Below are 23,452 nucleotides of genomic sequence, written 5' to 3'. Positions count from 1 at the left end.
CTCTTTGGCATGAGATCAATTTCAGTGACCTCATGCCTCTGGCAACTTTTCACCGCAATGAGGACAATATTTAAAGGCTTTCTTTTGTTGTTCCTGCTCTTCCAAATCTTTTTCACGGATCAATTGCATAATCACTTCATTGGTTTGCTCTTTGCTTAAGCCTATTCGTTTACGGATTTTTTCGATTTCCTTTGTTTCATTTAGATAGTCTATCTGATTTGAAATCAGTAAATTTCTAAACTCCTGAGCAAGTTTTTGATTACGTAAACTTAATTCATTTGCAAGACCAGTCGCCAAAATACCTGCTGGCAATGCAGCTAAACCAACGCCTAAAATTGTAATCACAGCGCCCAATAATTTGCCAATATTAGTGACTGGAGTCACATCACCATAGCCGACTGTAGTCAGCGTAACAACTGCCCACCACATTGCCTCTGGAATAGAGCTAAATACTCCGGGCTGTGCTTTATTTTCAACCACATAGATACCACCCGCAGCCATAACAATCATGATGAGTAAAATAAATACAACTGCCTGAAATGAACCTTTTTCACGCTCGATAACCGCAAGTAAAATCTGGAGTGAAACGAAATAACGGGTCAACTTTAACAGACGCAGTAATCTTAAAATTCTCAAGAACCGTAAGTCAATTGGTACTATAAAGTTAAGGTATGCGGGTAAAATCGCCAATAAATCAATAATCGCACCGCCACTACTAAACCATTGCAATCGTGTTTTCCATGCAGGTTGATCTGGGTGCTCTTCTGCAACACACCATAAGCGCAATAAATATTCAATCGTAAATAGAGCGATAGAAACTGTTTCAAATAGATCGAAGAGTTTTTTGTGCGCAAAATAAATGGAATCAATCGACTCCAACATAACGGCTAAAACATTGGCAATAATCAAAAATATCAAAAAGAAATTCAGGAGACGACTTAAGTGACTTTCATAATCATGATTCTGTAAATTATTAAAAACAAAACGACGTAAATGACGTAAGGAAAATTTAGTCATCATAAATAAAAACTTATAATTATGCTCAATACTCGGCACAATTTAACATGCTCACAGTATTTGTGTCAGCTTTTAGCTTAATCCTAGTGAGAATGCAGTAACAGACAGGCAACAATTCTTCATTTGGTAATAGAGCAAGACTCTTTCATAATAAAATCATAAACTCAAATGCGTTTGCATGCAGTTTAACAATACTAACTATATAAATTATAACGTTAATCTATTCATAATAAGGCGGTTTTTATGGGCTTTAAACCAATTCCAGCTGCAATATCCTGTGCATTAACACTTATCATCTGGTTTATTATCCCAGTCCCTCAAGGAGTAACACCTGAAGCTTGGCATTTATTGGCCATGTTTGTAGGGGTAATTGCGGCCATTATCGGGAAAGCACTCCCGATTGGAGCAATTGCGATGATTGCCATTACGCTAGTTGCCGTTACGGGCGTCACCAACCCCAAACCCAGTGAAGCCATTAAGGACGCTTTAAGTAGTTTTGCCAATCCTCTTATCTGGCTGATTGGGGTGTCGATCATGATCTCCAAAGGGCTTCAAAAAACAGGGCTTGGAGCACGTTTAGGTTATCTATTTATTGCGGTATGGGGTAAACGAACCATTGGTATCGGTTATAGCATGGTGTTGTCGGAACTCATACTTGCTCCTGTTACGCCAAGCAATACGGCACGTGGCGGTGGAATTATCCATCCAATTGTTCGCGCTATTGCGACCAGTTATGATTCAGACCCCGCCAAAGGCACTGAAGGTCGTATGGGGAAATATCTGGCTTTGGTGAATTATCATGCCAATCCGATTACTTCTGCCATGTTTGTTACTGCAACAGCACCTAATCCACTGGTGGTAGATCTGGTCGCAAAAGCGACCAATACCCAGATTTACCTCAGTTGGACAACATGGGCAATTGCCATGATCCTTCCAGGGATCATGGCGCTTATTGTTATGCCGATTATTATCTATCTCATGTATCCACCTGAAATTAAACGAACGCCAAATTCAGCACAATTTGCAAAAGAACGCCTGAAGGAAATGGGGAAAGTGACCCTACCTGAGCTCATCATGTTAGGTGTTTTTGGCATCATGCTATTACTTTGGGCAGGTATTCCTGCCATGATCTTGGGTGATGCGTGGTCAGTGGATGCGACGACGACCGCATTTATTGGTTTAAGCCTCTTACTTTTAACAGGGGTTTTGACTTGGGAAGATATCCTGACTCAAAAAAGTGCATGGGATACCATCACATGGTTTGCTGCTTTAGTGATGATGGCAACCTACTTAAATAAGTTAGGTCTTATTACATGGTTCTCTGGAGTTCTTGAAGCCCAAATTGCACATCTTGGACTCAACTGGGTACTGGCAAGTTTATTGCTCTTACTGACGTATATGTATGCGCATTATATGTTTGCAAGTACTACAGCACACATTACCGCAATGTTCGCTGCCTTTTACACAGCAGGTATTGCACTTGGTGCTCCCCCAATGTTGTTTGCACTGATTATGGCTGCTGCATCCAGTATTATGATGACACTTACGCACTATGCAACAGGTACTTCACCGATTATCTATGGGTCTGGCTATACCACTTTGGGAGAATGGTGGAAGGCAGGCTTTGTCATGAGTGTGGTCAATATTGTGATTTTTATCGTCATTGGTGGCATCTGGTGGAAATTTCTGGGCTACTGGTAAATTTGCAGCTCTATCACCCATTAAAAAGCCTGTCATGAAAAATCATGACAGGCTTTTTTGCAATATTATGCAGGAATGACCACCAATTTTTTTTGTACAAATTCATTAAAACCCAGTTCAGAAAGTTCATGACCATAACCTGAACGTTTTACGCCACCGAAAGGTAACTCTGGTGCAGTTTGAGTCAAACTATTAATCCAGATCATGCCTGTTTCAACACGTGACGCTAGTTTTTTTGCTCGCTCAATATCTTTAGAGTGGATTGCACCGCCTAGGCCATAATGTGATTGATTGGCAATTTTTACAATCTCATCGTCGTCTTTAGCGACATAAAGTTGAGACACTGGGCCAAAAAACTCTTCATACCAAGCAGGATTACTTTCTTCAATATTTTCTAAAATAGTCGCTTCAAAAAAGTTACCCGCTCCGTCAATAGGTTTACCACCCAATACTAATGTGGCTCCAGCATCAACAGCCTTGACTACCTGTTTATATAAGTTTTCTGCTGCCGAAGCCGATGATAGAGGGCCCAGACTTGTCGACTCATCTAGTGGATCGCCTGTTTTTAAGTTTTTAAATGCTTCGATCATGCCTTGCTTAAATTGCTCTGCAATTTTTTCATGCAAAATAAAACGCTTGGCTGCGGTACAAACTTGACCTGCATTATTGATACGTGCTTGGCAACCGACCTTAATCGCACGCTGCAAATCAGCATCATCCAATACGATAAAAACGTCATTTCCACCCAATTCTAAAGTCGACTTTTTAACATATTTTCCCGCCTGTTCGGCAACACTACTCCCCGCGCCTTCTGAACCTGTCAAAGCAACACCCTGTACACGCGGATCTTTAATAATCTCAGCAACCTGATCCGTTGAAATAAATAAATTGGTCCATACCCCTGCTGGTGCACCTGAATCATGAATAATCTTTTCAAAGGCTTCTGCACATTGCGGAACGATACTGGCATGTTTAGCTAAGACTGGATTACCAATCGCGCAGTTCGGCGCAAATACCCGCATGAGTTGATAAAAAGGAAAATTCCAAGGTTCGACTGCCATAATCACCCCCAGTGGATGATGTTCAACCCACGCTTCACCAATTTCAGTCGGATACTTTTGTGGGCTTAAAAACTTCTCGGCATTTTGTGCATAATAATCTGCGATATTGGCACATAACTCCACTTCACCAAGGCTCTGTTTGATCAACTTACCCATTTCTGTAGACATAAGTTGTGCCAGTTTTTCTTTATTTGCTCTTAACTGACTTGCTACTTTTTTGAGTAGCGCAAGACGTTTTTCCAGATCTTTTTTAGACCAATCTGATTTTAATAGCTTTTCAGCATGATCCAGACTTTCATCAATTTTAGCTTGATCATGAAAGTCATAAGTTTTAAGAATTTGACCGTTAAAAGGATTTACCGACTGATAACTCATGGCTATCTCCAATCATTATGTTTATCTTAAGTGAAATTTGAATGGTTTAAACATTTCAAAATGCGTTGGTCGAGCAACATTATGTGGCGTTATTTTGTTTGCATATCTGTTAATCAGATGAGTCACCAAAACACGGCACTATTTGTACACCCACCCACATTAAAGAGAGTTAAAGACATTGAATAGGCTTTGCAGCAAAACGCCTTCAAAGCCTCACTTATTGATACAAAATCTTGGTTTAGATAGCGTTTGAGTAAGTAAATCCATTCTTTTTGTATGTAGAAAATCATCCATAAGAAATAAAAAAACCTGATTTGATTGATCAAATCAGGTTTCTGAAAATTGCATCAAGTTTAAGTTATATACCACGCCAATCTACACGTGCATTACGTTCAGTTTCATAAATTCGTTGTACATATTGCCCCAAAGGTAAACTGAGCAAATAGTCTTTATATTGACGTAATTCAGGTGAACTGACTTCATTATTTTCCCGCTCCCACGGTGTTCCTGAAAGCTCCAAAATCGGCGCAAGCATTGCACAAACGGCAATATCTGCCAGCCCTAAACGATCCCCGACCAAATAACGTCCAAAATTATCAATAAGGCGTTCATTCAAGACCAATACTAATTCATCCATACGCAGTTTGGATTGGGCAATCTTTTCTTCTTGAAGCTCATAGCTTTTGGTCACTAAAGTTTTCAAAATCGGTTTTGAAAACTTTTCAAATTGACGCAAATAGCCCTGCTCACCCATCATGATTTCAAGCGCTTCATCACCATGCGTCAGTGCATGCCCCAAACTCCAACGACGTACATGAACGCCTAGTTCGTCAGCAATTTTATCGATCTCAATAGCCAGTTCACGTAAATGCGGATCTCGACGTAATAATGAATGTTCTGGGTAGTGATCATCCAGATACAACGCAATTTGAGTTGATTCAGCAATCCATCTTTTATCATCTTTTAAAATCGGAAGTTTATTTTGACCTGTTTTTAACTGGGCAAAAGCACGATGGAAACCAGGAATCAAGTTATGCGCAACATAATCCAATTCCTTATGATCAAGTAACCAGCGAGCTTTTTCACAATAATGGGACAAAGGAAACTGGTATAAAACCCGCATAAAAACTCCAATTTATTTTTTTAGTCAAACAATTTTAAAAAACAACATCTTGTTTTGCTTACTTTAAAAGTAACCCAAAATGAAAACAATGTACTTTTTGTGCCAAACATTGGGCGAAATCGTCTATTGGCACAATCTGCAATCCGATTTGGATACCTATAATTTATATGTTTTTCCGCGCTAGATATCTTTAAAACAAATAAATACGATATAAAAAACCAAAATTCAAATTATCAAAAATGAATATATCATTGATTTATATCAATTTCATGTTATTCAAAAAACAACTTAATTTAGATCAAAAATGATTAAGCACTTTTCTTCATAAACTACGCGCAATACTTCGTTTAACCATTAGGTATATTTTTTCTAAGGTACCCCTATCTATAGTAGGTATCATTATGTCTGAGTTAAATTTCTATCCTACCCGATCGGTTCAAGTCATTCAAAACGATCAACAAGCAATTAATGCAGCTTATCAAGTTGCAGATTTTGCACTGGAAGGTCGTAATCAACGTGATCAAAAGCGGATTTTGCCCTTTGAAGAAATCGATCAATTTAGTCTAAAAGGTTTAGGCGGCATTCGTATTCCTAAGCGTTATGGTGGTGCTTTTGTGTCCAATAAAACACTGGCTCAGGTATTTCGGATTTTAAATAAGGCAGACTCAAGTGTTGGGCAAATTCCTCAAAATCAAATTAGCTTATTGAATTTAATTGATCTGATGGGAACAGAATCACAAAAACAATTTATTTTTAATGAAATTTTGTCGGGTAAACGCCTTGCCAATGGCGGCCCTGAACGTCATACCAAAGATTCAAAAACACTACAGACCACCCTCACACTTAAAAATGGCAAGTATTATCTGGATGGTGAAAAATTTTACTCAACAGGCAGTATTTTTGCGCACTGGCTTGCGATTAAAGCCATTCATCCAGAGGGTCATGTGGTTCTGGTGATTGTAGACCGACACAGTGACGGGATTGAAATCATCAATAACTGGAATGGCTTTGGACAAAGAACCACGGCAAGTGGCACGGTAAAACTGCATCAGGTCATCGTTGATCCAGACTTGATTTTTGATGAACGTATTTTAACTCAGGCACCCACCTATCGTGGCGCGTATTCACAATTATTACAGGTCGCCATTGATGTGGGAATCGCTGAAGCGGCCTTTGCAGATCTGATTTCAGCCGTGAAAAAAGCCCGTCCTATTCTCGATGCACAAGTGGAAAAGGCCAGTCTTGAACCTTATACCCTACAAGAAACGGGCAAGCTGGATATTCTCCTCAATGCTGCAATTTTACTTCTGGATGAAGCAGCTGAGTATCTGGATGAACTGGATCAGCTTAATCAAGTCACCGAACAACAAGCAGCCAAAGCATCGATTTTAGTGGCAGAAGCCAAAGTGTATGCCAATGATGCAGCCTTACAGATTTCAGAAAAATTACTGGAACTGGGTGGTAGTCGTGCCAGCTTGAGCCAATTTAATCTCGATCAACACTGGCGTAATGCACGCGTGCATACCTTGCATGATCCCGTGCGCTGGAAAATACACGCCATTGGCAACTATTACCTGAACGGTACTTTGCCTGCTCGTCATGCATGGATCTAAGGAGATAATAAAATGACCTCTTATCAAGCCATTCATCAAGCGGAAAATGATCTTGTTAATCATCCCAGTACCCAGCATTATTCTGCGCTACGTGTGATTCAAAATGATGCTGAAGCACTTGACGTCGCACAGCAACTTGCCGAGCAATTTAAAACTCAAAGTATCGAACGTGATGCACAGCGTATCTTACCTTTTGCTGAAATTGAGGCTTTTAGTCAGTCTGGACTCTGGGCGATTACAGTCCCTAAACGTTATGGTGGTGCAGAAGTATCTAGCCTCACGGTTGCCAAAATTATTGCGTTATTGAGTGGCGTTGATGGATCAATTGGTCAGATTCCGCAAAACCATTTTTATGCGCTGGAAGTGTTAAGAAATACAGGAACCGAAGCACAAAAACAACGGTTATATCAGGAAGTTCTCGATGGCGCCCGTTTTGGCAATGCATTGGCAGAATTTAAACCAAAAAATGCCAGTTTAAAACAAACAGCGCTGATCCCTGTTAAAGAGGGTTATCTGATTAATGGTGAAAAATTTTACTGCACGGGGAGTTTATTTGCGCATCGTATTCCGACCTTAGTGGTGGATGCCGAAGGTCGTGAATATCTGGCTTTTGTGCAACGTCAAAGTGAAGGACTGAGTTTGATTGATAACTGGACAGGTTTTGGTCAACGCGTCACAGGCAGTGGTAGTGTCAAGTTTCATCAAGTCTTTGTTGCTGCCGAAGATGTCATTCCATTCGATACAGCTTTTCAGCAACCGACACTGGTTGGGCCTTTTGCACAAATTATGCATGCAGCGATTGAAGTGGGGATTGCCCGTGCTGCTTTTGAAGAAACATTGAAACGTGTCCATCTGGCACGTCCGTGGATCGATTCCAATGTTGAAACCGCAGCACAAGATCCGCTGACCATTTATGAAATTGGCCGTGTTGCCACCGATATTCGTGCCAGTGAAGCTTTACTCAAGCAAGCAGCACAGTCGATTGATGCAGTAAAATTACAAACCAATGCTGAAACGATTGCCAAAGCGTCAATTGATGTGGCAAAAGTACGGGCGCATAGTACCGATACTGCACTAAAAGCCTCATCAAAACTGATTGAACTGGCAGGCAGTCGTGGCAGTCAGGCTGGGGATGGTTTAGATCGCTTCTGGCGAAATGCGCGCGTTCATACCTTGCATGATGCCGCGCGCTGGAAATATTACTTTATTGGAAACTATATTTTAAATGGCATTCTGCCTCCACGCAGAGGCACATTGTAATGACAAAAACATCACAAAAGAAAATTCTAATGAATGCCTTTGATATGAACAGTGTCGGTCATATCAATCATGGTTTATGGACGCATCCGCGTGATCAATCGCATCGTTTTAACGAGTTAAGTTATTGGACTGAGCTGGCAAAAACTCTGGAAGCTGGACTATTTGATGGTTTATTTATCGCGGACATTACAGGGGTTTATGATGTCTATCAAAACAATATTGATCTGACTTTACGAGAATCGATTCAACTGCCGAGTCATGATCCTAGTACCTTGGTTTCTGCAATGGCCGCAGTCACTCAGCATTTGGGTTTTGGCATCACGGTTAATTTAAGTTATGAAACACCTTACCAATTTGCACGGCGTTTTGCCTCTCTGGATCATCTGACACAAGGTCGTATTGGCTGGAATATTGTCACGGGCTATCTGGACAGCGCAGAACGTCTCATTGGTCATTCAGGTCTCAAAGATCATGATTTGCGTTATGAACAGGCCGAAGAGTTTTTACAGCTTTGCTATCAATATTGGGAAGGTTCATGGGAAGATGATGCGATTCAAAAAGATAAAATCCGTCGTATTTTCACTGATCCCAGCAAAGTTCACGAAATTCAGCATCAAGGACGTTTTTACCAAAGTCAGGGCGTGTTTCAGGTTGCACCCTCAATACAACGTACCCCTGTTTTATTTCAGGCAGGCGCTTCCCCGCGTGGATTAGCATTTGCGACAGCCCATGCCGAATGTATTTTTATTGGTGGCGATCAACCTAAAAAAATTCGTCAGCAAGTGGATAAAATTCGTGAACTTGCAGTACAGCAAGGCCGCCAAGCCAGTGACATCAAAATTTTTCTGGGCATTACCGTTGTAACTGGGGAAACCGAGCAAATTGCTCAGGAGAAATTGGCAGAATATCGTCAATACGCCAGCCCAGAAGCAGGACTTGCGCATTATGCCAGTTCAGTCGGCATGGATTTATCCAAATTCGCAGATGATGAAATCATCCCCTATCAAAAAAGTAACAGTATCGCGTCTGTGAATGAAAAATTCAAAACTCAGCAAATCACGAAAAATGATCTAAAAAATCAGCATGTTTTGGGTGGACGTTATCCATTGATTGTCGGGAGCGGCAGCCATGTCGCACAGCAACTGATTGACTTGATGGATGACACAGGCATTGACGGTTTTAATTTGACCCGTACTGTCGCGCCAGAATCACATCAGAATTTTATCCGTTTCGTGGTTCCTGAATTACAACAACGCGGACGTTATAAAACGGAATATCAGGCGGGTTCTTTACGACACAAACTGCATCAACAAGGTGATCGTCTTGCTGCATCGCACCCTGCCGATGCCTTCCGATGTCGACCTTTAAAACAAGAAAAATCTTCTCACCTTTCACAACATATTAGCGCTTAAATTTTGGAGTATCAGATGACTCAATCATCTTTCACATCACGTTCATCGAACAAAAAACTGATTATATTCGGGGCAATTTTTGTCATTTTAATTATTGGTTTATTCATCTGGAATAAACAACGCCAAACGCAGAATGAAGAGTTGGTGATTGGCATTAGCCCACCCTTTGCGCATCCCTTACAGGCTGCGGCTAAAGAAGCTGAGAAACAAGGCATTCATGTTAAGCTGGTTGAATTTTCTGACTGGAATACGCCCAATATTACCTTGAATAATGGTGATATTGATGCCAATTTTTTCCAACATCAACCTTTTTTAAACAATGCCATTAAAGAAACAGGCTATAAGCTTAAAGCGTTTGGTGTAGGTGCGGCTTCGCATGTCGGACTGTATTCCAAAAAATATAAAAGTCTGGATGCTTTGCCACAAAATGCGCGTGTGGTCATTCCAAACGATCCTGTCAATCAAGGACGCGCGTTATTGCTGTTACAACAAGCCAAACTGATTCAACTGAAAGACCCAACTAATTATTTATCCAAGTTAAGCGATATCTCATCGAATCCTAAAAACTTACAGTTTATTGAAGTAGAAGGCCCACAAACGGCACGTGCTATTGATGATGTCGATTTAGCCTTTGGCTATCCACATTATTTACGTTTGGCCAAAACCGCTGATCCTGAAAGTGCCTTAGTGCTGGACGATACTACCAATAAACGTTATGCGATTTTATTCGTGGTGCGTGATGATTATCAGGACAAAGGCGATAAATTGAAAAAATTTGTCGAAATTTATCAAACTTCGCCTGCGGTTAAAGCAGCGCTGAATGAAGATTTGGGGCCAAAACTTTGGTTCCCAGGTTGGGTATAACTTACATTCATGGAGTTAAGTCATGGTCAGTTTGGGCGCTCAAGTGAGTTTTGCAGTTCCACATATTCAAATTCGCTCACTCAATAAAACCTATGATACTCAAGGTCAACAGGTTGAAGCATTAAAAGAGATTAATCTGGATATTCCAGAAGGTAAAATTGTTGGGATCATTGGAAAAAGCGGTGCGGGTAAATCCTCTTTATTGCGTACCCTGAATGGACTTGAGCAACCGAGTTCAGGCTCAATCAAGATTCATCAAGATGAACTGACCACACTGGATCACTCACGTTTGATCAAGTTACGTCAACGCATTGGCATGATTTTTCAGCATTTTAATTTAATGTCGGCCAAAACGGTATGGGAAAATGTGGCACTCCCACTCAAAGTTTCTGGCTATGCCAAATCCGACATCAAAAATCGCGTCGATGAAGTTTTAGCTTTGGTAGGGCTCAGCCATAAAGCTGAGCAATACCCTTCTCAGCTTTCAGGTGGACAAAAGCAGCGTGTCGGCATTGCCCGAGCACTGGTTCATCATCCAGAAATTTTACTCTGTGATGAAGCAACCTCAGCGTTAGACCCTGAAAGCACTGCTGTCATTTTGTCTTTACTGAAAAAAATTAATCAGGAACTTGGCATTACCATTGTCTTGATTACTCATGAAATGCAAGTGATACGTGAAATTTGTGATCAAGTGGTGGTGATTGAACAAGGTCAAATCGTCGAATCAGGACAAGTGTGGTCGGTCTTTTCCAATCCTGTACAGCCGATTACTCAAGAACTGTTAAATCTGGAACAACTGGATTTACCATTTCAAGTGCATTCATACCTTCAAGCAGACTCCACCCATACGATTCTTAAACTGAAATATCAAAGCGATGCCCAACATGCGCCTGATCTGACGCAACTTCTAGCGAGCTTTGATACCCCTGTGTATTTGTACCAAAGTCATGTAGATAACATTCAACAACATTTGATTGGATCGTGGGTGGTCGGCATACCACGACTCAATCTTGATCTAAATCATTTAAAACAACAGCTTACATCGCTGATACAACATATCGAGGTGATCGGTTATGCACGACCAACTCATTGATTTATTACTGACAGGAACGCTCGACACCTTGATCATGGTCGGGGTTTCCGCTTTATTGGCATTTCTCATCGGGCTACCACTCGCTGTGATTTTAGTCAGTACCTCAGAAAATGGTATTTATCCTTCTCAGACCATCAATCAACCGATTGGCTGGATCATTAATATTACCCGCTCTATTCCTTTTTTGATCCTGATGGTCGCACTGATTCCCATCACCCGCTGGATTGTCGGAACCAGTTATGGCGTTTGGGCTGCGGTGGTTCCACTGACCCTTGCCGCGATTCCTTTTTTTGCTCGCATTGCAGAAGTCAGTTTACGCGAAGTGGATCAAGGGCTAATCGAAGCTGCACAAGCGATCGGCTGTAATCGTCAGCAGATTATCTGGCATGTGCTATTGCCTGAAGCATTACCGGGCATTGTGGCAGGTTTTACCGTGACCATCGTCACCATGATTAACTCTTCAGCTATCGCAGGTGCGATTGGTGCAGGCGGTCTGGGGGATATTGCTTATCGATATGGCTATCAACGTTTTGATTTAACTGTGATGTTTGCGGTGATTGTAGTGCTGATTGTATTGGTGATGTTGATTCAAGCCACTGGAGATACGCTTTCTCAACAGTTAGACAAACGCAAAATTTAAACTTGTGATGATTTGCACTTAGCCATGACCTGACTTTGTCATGGCTTTCATGTAAAATCAGCGCCAGTTTTTAATTTATATTTTTGTGAGTCCTCTCATGGGTTTTAATTGTGGTATTGTCGGCCTGCCAAACGTTGGTAAATCAACACTTTTTAATGCACTCACCAAGGCTGCGATTGCCGCAGAAAACTTTCCGTTCTGTACCATTGAACCCAATACTGGCATCGTACCAGTACCTGATGCACGTCTTGATAAACTTGCAGCGATTGTAAAACCACAGCGCATTCTACCAACCACGATGGAATTTGTAGATATTGCAGGTCTAGTCGCAGGTGCATCTAAAGGTGAAGGTCTGGGGAATCAGTTTTTAGCCAATATCCGTGAAACCGATGCGATTGCGCATGTGGTACGCTGTTTTGAAGATGAAAATGTCATTCACGTAAATGGTAAAATCGATCCACTCGATGATATTGCTACGATTAATACAGAATTAGCATTAGCAGATCTTGAAACTGTAGCCAAAGCATTATTGCGTCTGACCAAATCTGCAAAAGGCGGCGATAAAGATGCCATTGCAACCAAAGCCGTATTAGAAAAAATCCAGCCTTTACTGGATGAAGGTAAACCTGCTCGTGCGGCGGATTTAAGTGACGATGAACGTAAACTTGTTCGTGGTTTTGGTTTAATGACTTTAAAACCAACCATGTATATTGCCAATGTTGCTGAAGATGGTTTTGAAAACAACCCACACTTGGATGCGGTTAAACAATTGGCGGCAGAAGAAAACGCCATTGTGGTGCCTTTATGCAACCAGATTGAAGCAGAAATTTCGTTGCTTGAAGATGAAGATCGCGCAGAGTTTCTTGAAGCAATGGGCATGCAAGAACCAGGTCTCAATGTCGTAATCCGTGCAGGTTATGCGCTCTTGGGTTTACAAACCTACTTTACCGCAGGTGTACAGGAAGTTCGTGCTTGGACAGTTAAAGTGGGTGCTACAGCGCCACAAGCGGCTGGTGTGATTCACACTGACTTTGAAAAAGGCTTTATTCGCGCAGAATGTGTCGCCTATGATGACTTTGTCCAATACAACGGCGAAGCGGGTGCCAAAGAAGCGGGTAAATGGCGCCTTGAAGGTAAAACCTATGTGGTACAGGATGGTGATGTATTGCACTTCCGTTTTAACGTGTAATCACGACTTGATTTAATCAATTATAAAAAAACCAGCACTGCTGGTTTTTTTATTGCTTATATGAATTTATAAACAATAAATACAATGATAATGATTATCAATATATTTACATAAAAACCAATATCCCCTAAACTAAATCTGATTAAAACACTTTGATTTTACGAATTGATTTAAAAAGGATCATTTTCATGGCGTACACCCTACCCGCGTTACCTTATGCATACGATGCACTTGAACCCAATATCGATGCTAAAACGATGGAAATTCATCATACCAAACATCATCAAACATATATCAATAATATCAATGCCGCGATTGAAGGCACTGCATGGGAAAAACTAGCAGTCGAAGAACTGGTATCAAAGGTCAATGAAGTGCCTGCCGATATCAAAAATGTAGTAATTAACAATGGCGGTGGTCATGCCAACCATTCTTTGTTCTGGACAGTCATGAGTCCTCAAGGAGGTGGAAATCCAACAGGTGCAGTTGCAACAGCCATTGAACAAGAGCTTGGTGGTTTTGATGCATTTAAAGAGACCTTTACCAAAGCAGCGATTAGCCGTTTTGGGAGTGGTTGGGCATGGCTCAGCGTCACCCCTGAGAAAAAACTCGTAGTAGAAAGTAGTGGAAATCAGGATTCTCCACTCATGAATGGCAATACTCCAATTTTAGGTCTGGATGTATGGGAACATGCCTACTATTTGAAATATCAAAACCGTCGTCCTGAATATATTGCTGCATTTTACAATGTGGTGGACTGGAATGAAGTCAATCGTCGTTATCAAGCAGCAATCCAATAAGAGGTTCAGCTATTTTGCATACAGGTTCTTATGACATGTCCTTTCCTGCACTATTGCGTTATACGATCGGTATTTTAATTTTGTGCGGAGGATTCATGGTGTTTTTTCGCCATTTTTTTCAAATTTAAACCCCACATAATTGTATATTTGTCAAAATAGCGACCTAAGCTCTATTGTTTTGTTTACAATAGGGCTTGCTTTTATTTGCTGGCTCAATTGTCGATTAAATGCATCAAACTTAAATCTGAATTAAAAATAAAATCATTACTATAAATCTTAATGTTTTTAAGTAAATACAACACAAAACTACTCTTTTTGCTCAGTATGTGATCTTCTATTTTTTAAGCAGGTACTAATGCCTTATATTCATCAGAACACTATGAAAAAAATTTCTGTCATCATCTTAAGCAGCACCTTAGCATTCATGAGTGCAACTGCATTTGCCTGCCCAAAAGGAACCTCACTACAAGGCGGAACTGGTCCAAATCATAAAGGTGGTAAATGTGTGGCTGTATCAGGTGCTAAAGCGAAACCAACTAAAGCTGAAGCGAAAAAAACCACGCAAACAGTAAAAACTACAGAAGTGAAAACTACCAAACCAGAAAAAGCTAAAGCCGCTTCGACTACCACGACCACCTCAACAACAACCAGTCACCAAAACCATTAATCTGCTTTTTACAAAAAGATGAGTCATAAAAAAGCGAGATTCTTTTGAATCTCGCTTTTTTACATAATCATTTAATTAGCGTTTCGGATCAGTATTACCTAAAGCAGGGTTAGCAATGGCATCCTTACATTGCGATTTATCCCGTTCGTAATCTGCTTGTTTCTGGGTCACGGTAGTACTGTTGTCTTTTGTTTCCCTTGCCCATGTATCAAGCGAGGTTAATGCCTTACGACATAGCGCATATTTACCTTCAGTGACTGAATCTGTCATTTTGACATTAATTCGCCAGTCTGTACTGAGTTGGCGTAGTGGTTTTCTGACTTGCTCATCAATTTGATCCACTTTTTTTGTATATACAATCGGATCTATTTGATTAATCAAATCCCATGCTTTGTGTGCATAGGTGGTTGCATCATTGGTTAGTGTGGGAGCAGCTTTAATTTCAACCTTGTCGGTCTGCTTCTGCTCATTTTGATTACAGCCAGAAAGCATAGCCAAAGTTAAAAATACGGGAGTAAAAATCAAAAATTTGGGTGTTGAAGTGATCATCAACGATTACCTGTCTCAACATTTCGCCACTATGCTAGTGAATTCCAAGACAATACTCAATCTTTATGAATTTGTTTTTTGAAACCTAAGAATTGTTGATGTTACATTGCTATTTTATGAGTTTGACCTAAACGTGATCATTAAATGTCTCAAATTAAAATCTATGCCAACCAAAGTACCATTCAAAAACATCGAATGATCCTATCAAATGCAATTCACCAAGCTTTGGTAATGACTCTTCAATACCCAGAAGATAAACATTTCCATCGATTCATTGCACTAGCTCCAGAAGACTTTATTTATCCTCTGGACAGAAGTGAAGCTTATACCATCATTGAGATTTCAATGTTTTCAGGACGGCAGGCAGAAACCAAAAAACGACTAATTCAACAGATTTTTAGCAACATTCAGGCGCAATGTGGAATCAGTCCACAAAATGTAGAAATTACAATCTTTGAAACCCCTAAAGAAAACTGGGGTATTCGTGGACAAAATGCCGATGAATTACAGCTAAATTATAAAATAAACATCTAATTTTTATTCATATTTAAACTTTTATTCATTTTTCCTTTATTGTCGAACAAAACTATATATTTTTATGTGAATCAAGGCTTAATTCATGATCGAGTTCTGCTATGCTTAATACCCAACTTTTGCACGGATGATTCGCATGAGCGTGACTATTGGTACTCCCCTTCAATCTTCTGCCTTTAAAGTCCTGTTATTGGGTTCAGGAGAACTCGGTAAAGAAGCGGTCATTTCTTTGCAGCGTTTAGGAGTCGAAGTTCATGCCGCAGATCGCTATGATCATGCTCCCGCAATGCAAGTTGCACATTATTCTTATACGCTCAATATGGCGGACGCAAATGAGTTGCATCGACTCATTGAAAAAGTAAAACCAAATCTGATCGTCCCTGAAATTGAAGCGATTGCAACTGAAGTGTTGGTTGAAATTGAAAATAAGGCCATTGCAACGGTTATTCCTTCTGCCAAAGCGGTTAATCTCACCATGAACCGCGAAGGCATTCGTCGTTTGGCGGCCGAAGAGCTAGGTTTGCCAACCTCAGCTTATCGCTTTGCAGATTCACTGGAAAGTTTCCGTGCTGCCTGCGACGATATTGCATATCCGAACTTTGTAAAGCCCGTGATGTCTTCATCGGGTAAAGGTCAGTCGCGCGTTAAAAGCTTTGAAGAAGTCGATGCCGCTTGGGAATATGCTCAAACAGGTGGTCGCGTCAATCAGGGCAAAGTCATTGTTGAATCTCAAATTGATTTTGACTTTGAAATTACCTTACTAACTGTTCGTGCTAAAAATCCAGAAACGGGTGAAATTGAAACGCAGTATTGTGATCCGATTGGGCACCGTCAAGATTCTGGTGATTATGTTGAAAGTTGGCAACCTCAAATCATGACTGAAGCTGCCCTACAAGAATCAAAACGAATCGCGCATAAAGTCACCACTGCGCTTGGCGGATGTGGCATTTTTGGAGTTGAGCTATTTATCAAAGGTGATCAAGTCTGGTTTAGTGAAGTTTCACCACGCCCGCACGATACAGGACTTGTTACCTTGGCATCTCAATTTCAAAGTGAGTTTGAGTTACATGCACGTGCTATTTTAGGGTTACCTGTCAATACTGCACGACATAGCGTAGCAGCCAGTGCCGTGATTTATGCGGGTGTAGATGCCAATAATTTAAGCTTTAGTCATTTAAATACAGCATTAGCCCATCCCGATACTGACTTGCGCCTTTTTGGTAAGCCCGAAGGTTTTAAGCGTCGTCGTATGGGCGTTGCTACCGCACGTGCTGAAGATACCGATCAGGCACGTGAGCTTGCTGCTCAAGCAGCTAGCCTTGTTCAAGTTCAAACAAATTCATAAGTTTAAGGTAGGCCTATTTTTATGATCAATACTTCTCCGCTGCTGAGTTATGTCACCAGTCATCATGACATTCAGGCAATTAATCAATGGCGTAATGACGTTGAACAGCAGCTACAGGAGTTTTATGAAAATGGTCAACCCATACGTGATATTGTTTTAGCGCGTTCTAATTTTATTGATGAAGCGCTGATTTTTCTTTGGAATCATGCAGGACTAAATCAAACTGATTTAGGACTTTTTGCGGTCGGTGGTTATGGCCGTCGTGAAATGTTGCCCTATTCAGATGTGGATATCATGATCTTGTCCGAGCATGATATTGCACCTGAACAAGAAAAACAGATTTCTACTTTTGTGTCCTCTTTATGGGATGTGGGAAATTTTAAACCCGGTATCAGTGTGCGTACTATTCGCAACTGTTTTGAAGAAGCCACCAATGATTTAACGGTTGCCACCACGCTTATCGAAGCACGACTGATTACAGGAAACTCACATTTAGCCAAATGGCCACGTCGCATTGTTTCTCAAACATGGACAGATAAAACCTTTTTTGATGCCAAAATGGAAGAGCAGGAAAAAAGACATGCTCAACATAACAACACCGAAAGTAATCTCGAACCAGATATAAAAAATGCACCTGGTGGCATTCGTGACATGAATCAGATCGGCTGGATTGCCAAGCGGCATTTCCGCGTCAACCGCATTTATGATCTAGTTCATCTTGGCTTTATTTCTGAATTTGAACTGAGTGTACTTGAAGAAGCCGAAAGCTTTTTATGGGAAATTCGCCATCATTTACACCGCTTGACCAAGCGCGATGAAAATCGACTTCTGTTTGATTATCAACGTGATATCGCCGCCAAATTTGGCTATGTACAAGAAGAAGGCAAACCTGCCAATTATGCGATAGAACAGTTCATGAAACGTTACTATCGTACCGCGCAGCAAGTCTCAACACTCAATGAAATGCTACTCGCCTATTTTAATGAGTCAGTGATTACCCCACGTTTGCCTAACTATGAACGTAAGATTGAAGAAATTAATGAAAACTTCAAATTGGTCGATGGCAAACTCGCAGTACAACATCATAAAATTTTTGCTGAACATCCAAGCGCAATTTTAGAACTCTTCTATTTATTAGCCAATCGCCCTGAAATCGAAGGGATTCGTGCAAGAACTTTGCGTTTGTTGATTATGGCGGCAAAACGGATTGATCAGGAATTTCGTGATAATCCTGCGCATCAAGCCTTGTTTATGGCGATTATCCGTTCGCCTTATCGTTTATATGACACGCTCGTCGATATGAAACGCTATGGAATTTTAGGCAACTATATTCCGGCATTTGGTCAAATTATGGGGCTGATGCAGTATGACTTGTTCCATATTTATACCGTCGATGCACATACCTTATTACTGATTCGTAATTTAAATCGCTTTAAAGAACCAGAATTTGCACAGCATTTTCCAGTGGTTAGCTCAGTGTTTCAGCGTTTGGCACGTCGCGATATCGTATATTTGGCTGCGATTTTTCATGATATTGCCAAAGGTCGTGGCGGTGATCATAGTGAATTGGGTGCTGAAGATGCCATTGAGTTTTGTCGTAAACATGGCTTTACCGAACGTGAATGTAAACTGGTCGCGTGGCTGATTCAAAACCATCTACTCATGTCACTCACTGCGCAGAAAAAAGATATTTCTGATCCAGATGTCGTCAAAGAGTTTGCGGAAAAACTAGGTGATATGGAGCATCTGGACTATCTATATAGTCTGACTGTTTCTGATATTAATGCCACCAATCCAAAACTCTGGAATACGTGGCGAGCTTCTCTCATGCGTCAGCTTTATACCTATTCTAGAGACGTGATCCGTTCAGGTTTAGGTCGTCCTGTCGATTATCAAATGTTGATTGAAGACACCAAATTTACTGCGAGTGAAGCGCTGGTAAATGAGTTCTCACTAGATGCCGTTGAAAAAGTCTGGCAAGAACTTGGCGATGAATACTTCCTTAAAGAATCTGCCGATGAAATTGCATGGCACACCCGTGCGATTTTGCAACATGGTGATAACCCTGCACCCTTGGTATTATTCCGTGCACATCGTCAGTCGACACAAGCTCAGGATGCTATTCAGATCTTTATCTATACCCAAGATAAACCCAACCTGTTTGCCACCACTGTTGCAGTGCTAGATCGCATGAATCTGGATGTACAGGATGCACGAATTATCACAGCCACTAAAGCCTTTAGTCTGGATACCTATGTCGTATTAGATCGTTTTGGTACACTGCTGACCGATCCAGAACGCGAGACTACGGTGAAAGAAGCATTGGTGAAAGCGCTTAGCCAGTCCGATAAATATCCGGGCTTGATGCAACGCCGTATTCCGCGCCAACTTCGTCATTTTGATGTAGAAAATACCGTTGATATTACGCTAAACCCTATACTGCAACAAAACATGGTTGAAATATCTACATTGGATCAACCCGGCCTACTAGCACGAGTGGGTGGAGTCTTTATGATGCAAGGGCTCGATATCCATTCAGCCAAGATTGCCACACTCGGCGAACGTGCTGAGGATATTTTCTTTGTGACTAAAAAAGATGGTCAACCCATGAATATTGAAGAAGCCAAACTTTTTGCAGATCAGCTAAAATCTGCGTTAGACGAAGCATCTAATCAAGTCATCAGCCAACATTAATTCACAGTTTTAAATCGGTAAATGTTTCATGAATTCCAGTTTGTCGTTATTACATCCTTATCCTTTTGAAAAGTTAAATGCGCTCTTTAAAGATGTCACACCTGCAGATTTACCGCTCATTCCGCTTTCTATTGGTGAACCCAAACACCCTGCTCCTGAATTTGTAAAACAAGCCATTATTGACAACTTTCAGCATTTATCGACTTATCCCAATAGCAAAGGGCTACCTGAGTTACGTCAGAGTATTGCCAACTGGCTGACTCAGCGTTTTAAGCTCAATAGCATTAGTGCTGAAGATCATATCTTGCCAGTCACAGGTACACGGGAAGGGATTTTCTCTTTTGTACAGGCACTGATTAATCGTGAAGATGCACCTTATGTAGTGATGCCAAATCCTTTCTATCAAATTTATGAAGGTGCAGCTTTGCTTGCAGGTGCAAAACCGTATTTTATCAACTGTACGCCTGAAAATGATTATTTGGGTGACTTTGATGCGGTTCCAGCCGAAGTCTGGGAAAAAACAGCATTATTATTTGTCTGCACACCGGGTAATCCTACGGGCGCTGTATTATCTAAAGAACAATTTAAAAAACTGATTCAACTGTCAGATCAATACAATTTTGTAATTGCCTCTGATGAATGCTATTCAGAACTTTGGTTTGATCAAGCACCAGTTGGTTTATTGGAAGTCTGTGCCGAAATGGGGCGTGATGATTATAAAAATTGTATCGTTTTTCATTCATTGTCCAAACGTTCCAACTTACCGGGAATGCGCTCTGGTTTTGTCGCAGGTGATGCCGAACTGTTAAAACCCTATTTAAAGTTTCGTACCTATCATGGCGCAGCGATGCCTGTACAACATCAATTGGCTTCAATCGAAGCATGGAATGATGAAGCGCATGTCGAAGAAAATCGTCAACAATATCGTGCAAAATTTGATTTGTTTCAATCTGAACTGGGTCATTTATTACCACTAAAAAAGCCTGATGCTGGATTTTACTATTGGTTACAAGTGGATCATGATGAAGCTTTTGCCAAAATGTTGATGGAAAAAGCGCATATTAAAGTGCTACCGGGTCGATATTTATCCCGTGAAACTAATCAAGGAAATCCTGGGGAAAATCATGTACGTATGGCATTGGTCGCGGACTTGGCACAATGTGAACAAGTGGTACAACGTTTAAAGAAAATCTTGTAGATTTTAAAAAATTAAAATAATAAAGCCTCTATATATATTGAGGCTTTATTATTTTGACTGAGTCAAAAATTAATTAAAAATCAAAGCTGGCGCTTAGCATAAATGTTCGTGGCTGACCTGCAACAACATAACCATTATTGGTATTCCCTGTACTATTGATATTGTCATACAGTCCGACCGAACCCCAATAATCTTTATCGAATACATTATTTACAGCAAAGTTAAATGTAGTCGGTGTTTGTCCAAGATGTGTCTTATAGCTTGCACCCAAATCAAGTGTCGTCCAGTCTTTCACTTTTAGATTGTTGTCTAGACTCGCATACGTCGAACCTGTGTAAATCAATTGTGCATTTAAAGAAATATCCTGTGCAACAGGGAGTTTCCAGTCTGCACCTAAATTAGCTTGAAACTTTGGAACACCTACTTCATCATTACCATCATAAGTGACTGAACCTGTATCTTCCTGTTTAGCATGCATCCACGTTACACCACCAAGTACGGTAATATCATCAGTTAATTTGCCATAAGTAGTAAGCTCAATACCACGATGTACATATTCACCACCATCACTAAAGACACCATTAGCATCTTTGATACCACGCTGCTTATTAATATCAAATAAACTCAGTGTTGCTCCAATCACGCCATTTTCATACTTGGCACCCACTTCTTTTTGCTTAGCAACAAATGGTTTTAGTGTCGTAGTGACATTAGCTGTTGTATTACTCAAACCTTTGGCTAAAGACTCAATATAATTACCATAGACTGAAATTTCAGGTGTGATTTTATAGGTTAAACCTAATGCAGGGGTAAATTTACTTTCATCATATGAAGGGTTTTTACCTTTATTATCATATTGATAAGTATCTTGAATAATGGTCTGATAACGACCACCCAACATAACAATTAATTTATCATCAAAGGCTTTTAAATTATCTCCAATAGCAATACTTCTAAGTCTTGTTCTTGTCGTAAGCTTTGGTGAATCCATATCATTACCATGAAATAACGGATTTAGTGCTTCAGGCTGATCATATTGGACTGGCCGATAAATATTGGTAGCTAGCTGATTTGCCCAATCCATAAAATATGCATTACGGGTATTCTGTTGAAAAGCTGACGCAGACAGCACTAAGTTATGTTGAACAGAACCCGTATCCAATTTTCCTCGAATACCGACTTCCCCCGTATTCACCATATCCACACGTGCATTATCAAAACGATAGAAGGTAGAATCACCCGTATTTGCATTGGTAAGTGTCACATTACCCAAGCTATTTTGTTCTTGACCATGACGAAAACCATAAGCTGCATAAGCCGTAATCGCATCGGTTAAATCATATTCAGCGCGGTAACTTCCAAAATAATCTTCTTCGTTGGAATAAGACCATTTTTGTGCATAATTACTTGAACTATCAACAGGTGTCGGAATTGAGGTAATACCACTACCCAAAGTTACACTTGGACGCGTTGCTGTTAAACGATTGTTGCTATATCCCATATCTCCAGATAGACGCAAACGATCGCCACGATAATCTAGCCCGACTGAGACAAGTCCCAAAGATTTTTCTTCATCATCAACTGGAGTATCACCTCCGTGATAGGCGGTGTTTACTCGAACACCAAACTGTTGATTCTCTCCAAAACGGCGTGAAATATCACTTGAAATATAGCCACCATTAAAGTCAGTGCCCACAGTTACACTGTTTAAAGGCTCATTGCCTGCACGTTTAGGTAATAAGTTAATTGCCCCGCCAATCCCCCCATTACTTGGCATCGCTCCATTTAAAAATGAAGAAGCCCCTTTCAGCACTTCAACCCGCTCAAAAAGCTCTGTTGAAATATATTGACGTGGCAAGATTGAGTACAGTCCATTATAGGCGGTATCATCTGAACCTAAATTAAAACCACGGATATAATAGTTTTCCTGAAAATTACCATAACCGCGTCCCACACGAACGCTTGGATCTGCCTTTAAAACGTCACCCACGCTTTTAGCTTGACGCTCCTGAATATATTGATTGGTATAACTGGTCAAGTTAAACGGCGTATCTAAATTTTTTTGATTACCAAAAATGCCCACGCGCCCACCACTAGCCACCTGACCTCCTGCGTAGGCTTCCATAAGCCCTGTTGCAGAAGCATCTGCACTAGCAACTACACGAATAGTTTCCAAAGCAGTTGCGGGTTGACTATCAGACTCTGATTGCTGAGAAACCTGATCATCAGCATGGGTAATGATATAGCCTGATGCACAAGCCATCATCAAGACAAGCGGTTTAAGTTTGATCATCACAATTCCACGAGTACAGTTTAT

The 23,452-nt window shown here is 40.7% G+C and carries 19 protein-coding genes; 14 read left to right on the top strand and 5 right to left on the bottom strand.

Annotation, left to right across the window (positions count from 1 at the left end):
* Positions 1-30: 30 nt before the first annotated feature.
* A complete protein-coding gene (locus I6L31_RS01170) occupies positions 31-1,017 on the bottom strand; it encodes an ion transporter (RefSeq protein ID WP_026039907.1) in 987 nt (328 codons plus the stop codon).
* Positions 1,018-1,260: 243 nt separating this feature from the next.
* Here I6L31_RS01170 and I6L31_RS01165 point away from each other — a divergent pair, with 243 nt between their 5' ends.
* A complete protein-coding gene (locus I6L31_RS01165) occupies positions 1,261-2,718 on the top strand; it encodes a DASS family sodium-coupled anion symporter (RefSeq protein ID WP_005003913.1) in 1,458 nt (485 codons plus the stop codon).
* A gap of 65 nt (positions 2,719-2,783) precedes the next feature.
* On the opposite strand, the gene I6L31_RS01160 is transcribed toward I6L31_RS01165, so the two are convergent.
* Together I6L31_RS01160 and I6L31_RS01155 are read right to left on the bottom strand one after the other, a co-directional pair.
* Positions 2,784-4,154, bottom strand: coding sequence for an NAD-dependent succinate-semialdehyde dehydrogenase (locus tag I6L31_RS01160; protein WP_005003902.1), 1,371 nt, complete (start codon positions 4,152-4,154; stop codon positions 2,784-2,786).
* Positions 4,155-4,512: 358 nt separating this feature from the next.
* Positions 4,513-5,277, bottom strand: coding sequence for a glutathione S-transferase family protein (locus tag I6L31_RS01155; RefSeq protein ID WP_005003899.1), 765 nt, complete (start codon positions 5,275-5,277; stop codon positions 4,513-4,515).
* Positions 5,278-5,678: 401 nt separating this feature from the next.
* Here I6L31_RS01155 and I6L31_RS01150 point away from each other — a divergent pair, with 401 nt between their 5' ends.
* The 9 genes from I6L31_RS01150 to I6L31_RS18485 all read left to right on the top strand — a co-directional run bounded on the left by I6L31_RS01150 (position 5,679) and on the right by I6L31_RS18485 (position 14,815).
* Positions 5,679-6,890: an SfnB family sulfur acquisition oxidoreductase gene (locus I6L31_RS01150; RefSeq protein ID WP_005003898.1), complete on the top strand. Its 1,212-nt coding sequence runs from the start codon at positions 5,679-5,681 to the stop codon at positions 6,888-6,890.
* Positions 6,891-6,902: 12 nt separating this feature from the next.
* The gene (locus I6L31_RS01145; RefSeq protein ID WP_005003897.1) at positions 6,903-8,150 is read left to right on the top strand and encodes an SfnB family sulfur acquisition oxidoreductase; all 1,248 of its coding nucleotides are present in this window, start codon (positions 6,903-6,905) and stop codon (positions 8,148-8,150) included.
* Complete coding sequence (locus tag I6L31_RS01140; protein WP_005003895.1) at positions 8,150-9,562, top strand: LLM class flavin-dependent oxidoreductase; 1,413 nt, start codon at positions 8,150-8,152, stop codon at positions 9,560-9,562. The genes I6L31_RS01145 and I6L31_RS01140 overlap by 1 nt, the downstream gene beginning before the upstream one ends.
* A gap of 15 nt (positions 9,563-9,577) precedes the next feature.
* Positions 9,578-10,426, top strand: a complete 849-nt coding sequence (locus I6L31_RS01135; protein ID WP_004989549.1) for a MetQ/NlpA family ABC transporter substrate-binding protein — start codon at positions 9,578-9,580, stop codon at positions 10,424-10,426.
* 22 nt (positions 10,427-10,448) lie between these two features.
* Positions 10,449-11,519, top strand: coding sequence for a methionine ABC transporter ATP-binding protein (locus tag I6L31_RS01130; RefSeq protein ID WP_004989553.1), 1,071 nt, complete (start codon positions 10,449-10,451; stop codon positions 11,517-11,519).
* The gene (locus tag I6L31_RS01125; protein WP_005003894.1) at positions 11,500-12,159 is read left to right on the top strand and encodes a methionine ABC transporter permease; all 660 of its coding nucleotides are present in this window, start codon (positions 11,500-11,502) and stop codon (positions 12,157-12,159) included. The genes I6L31_RS01130 and I6L31_RS01125 overlap by 20 nt, the downstream gene beginning before the upstream one ends.
* Positions 12,160-12,256: 97 nt before the next feature.
* The gene (gene ychF, locus I6L31_RS01120; protein WP_004989558.1) at positions 12,257-13,348 is read left to right on the top strand and encodes a redox-regulated ATPase YchF; all 1,092 of its coding nucleotides are present in this window, start codon (positions 12,257-12,259) and stop codon (positions 13,346-13,348) included.
* A gap of 188 nt (positions 13,349-13,536) precedes the next feature.
* Positions 13,537-14,148, top strand: coding sequence for a superoxide dismutase (locus tag I6L31_RS01115; RefSeq protein ID WP_005003891.1), 612 nt, complete (start codon positions 13,537-13,539; stop codon positions 14,146-14,148).
* A gap of 379 nt (positions 14,149-14,527) precedes the next feature.
* Positions 14,528-14,815: a hypothetical protein gene (locus tag I6L31_RS18485; RefSeq protein ID WP_010588705.1), complete on the top strand. Its 288-nt coding sequence runs from the start codon at positions 14,528-14,530 to the stop codon at positions 14,813-14,815.
* Positions 14,816-14,890: 75 nt separating this feature from the next.
* On the opposite strand, the gene I6L31_RS01105 is transcribed toward I6L31_RS18485, so the two are convergent.
* The gene (locus I6L31_RS01105) at positions 14,891-15,307 is read right to left on the bottom strand and encodes a hypothetical protein (protein WP_228128619.1); all 417 of its coding nucleotides are present in this window, start codon (positions 15,305-15,307) and stop codon (positions 14,891-14,893) included.
* Between the two features lie 201 nt (positions 15,308-15,508).
* Between I6L31_RS01105 and I6L31_RS01100 the strand changes: the two genes are divergently transcribed.
* From I6L31_RS01100 to dapC, 4 genes are all read left to right on the top strand, one after another.
* Positions 15,509-15,898 carry a tautomerase family protein gene (locus I6L31_RS01100; protein WP_005003885.1) on the top strand — a complete coding sequence of 130 codons (390 nt, stop codon included), beginning with the start codon at positions 15,509-15,511 and terminating at the stop codon, positions 15,896-15,898.
* Positions 15,899-16,025: 127 nt separating this feature from the next.
* Positions 16,026-17,243 carry a formate-dependent phosphoribosylglycinamide formyltransferase gene (gene purT / locus I6L31_RS01095; RefSeq protein WP_171064974.1) on the top strand — a complete coding sequence of 406 codons (1,218 nt, stop codon included), beginning with the start codon at positions 16,026-16,028 and terminating at the stop codon, positions 17,241-17,243.
* 21 nt (positions 17,244-17,264) lie between these two features.
* On the top strand, positions 17,265-19,937 hold the full coding sequence (gene glnD / locus I6L31_RS01090; RefSeq protein WP_005003882.1) for a [protein-PII] uridylyltransferase: 2,673 nt from the start codon (positions 17,265-17,267) through the stop codon (positions 19,935-19,937).
* A gap of 28 nt (positions 19,938-19,965) precedes the next feature.
* On the top strand, positions 19,966-21,135 hold the full coding sequence (gene dapC, locus I6L31_RS01085; protein WP_005003881.1) for a succinyldiaminopimelate transaminase: 1,170 nt from the start codon (positions 19,966-19,968) through the stop codon (positions 21,133-21,135).
* Positions 21,136-21,208: 73 nt separating this feature from the next.
* Here dapC and I6L31_RS01080 read toward each other — a convergent pair whose 3' ends face one another.
* On the bottom strand, positions 21,209-23,428 hold the full coding sequence (locus I6L31_RS01080; RefSeq protein ID WP_005003879.1) for a TonB-dependent receptor: 2,220 nt from the start codon (positions 23,426-23,428) through the stop codon (positions 21,209-21,211).
* Positions 23,429-23,452 lie beyond the last annotated feature (24 nt).

It is taken from the genome of Acinetobacter septicus, assembly GCF_019355975.1.
GTDB classification, from domain to species: domain Bacteria; phylum Pseudomonadota; class Gammaproteobacteria; order Pseudomonadales; family Moraxellaceae; genus Acinetobacter; species Acinetobacter ursingii.
Note: the sequence above shows the minus strand (reverse complement) of the source record. Positions and strands in the feature narration are given on the sequence as shown.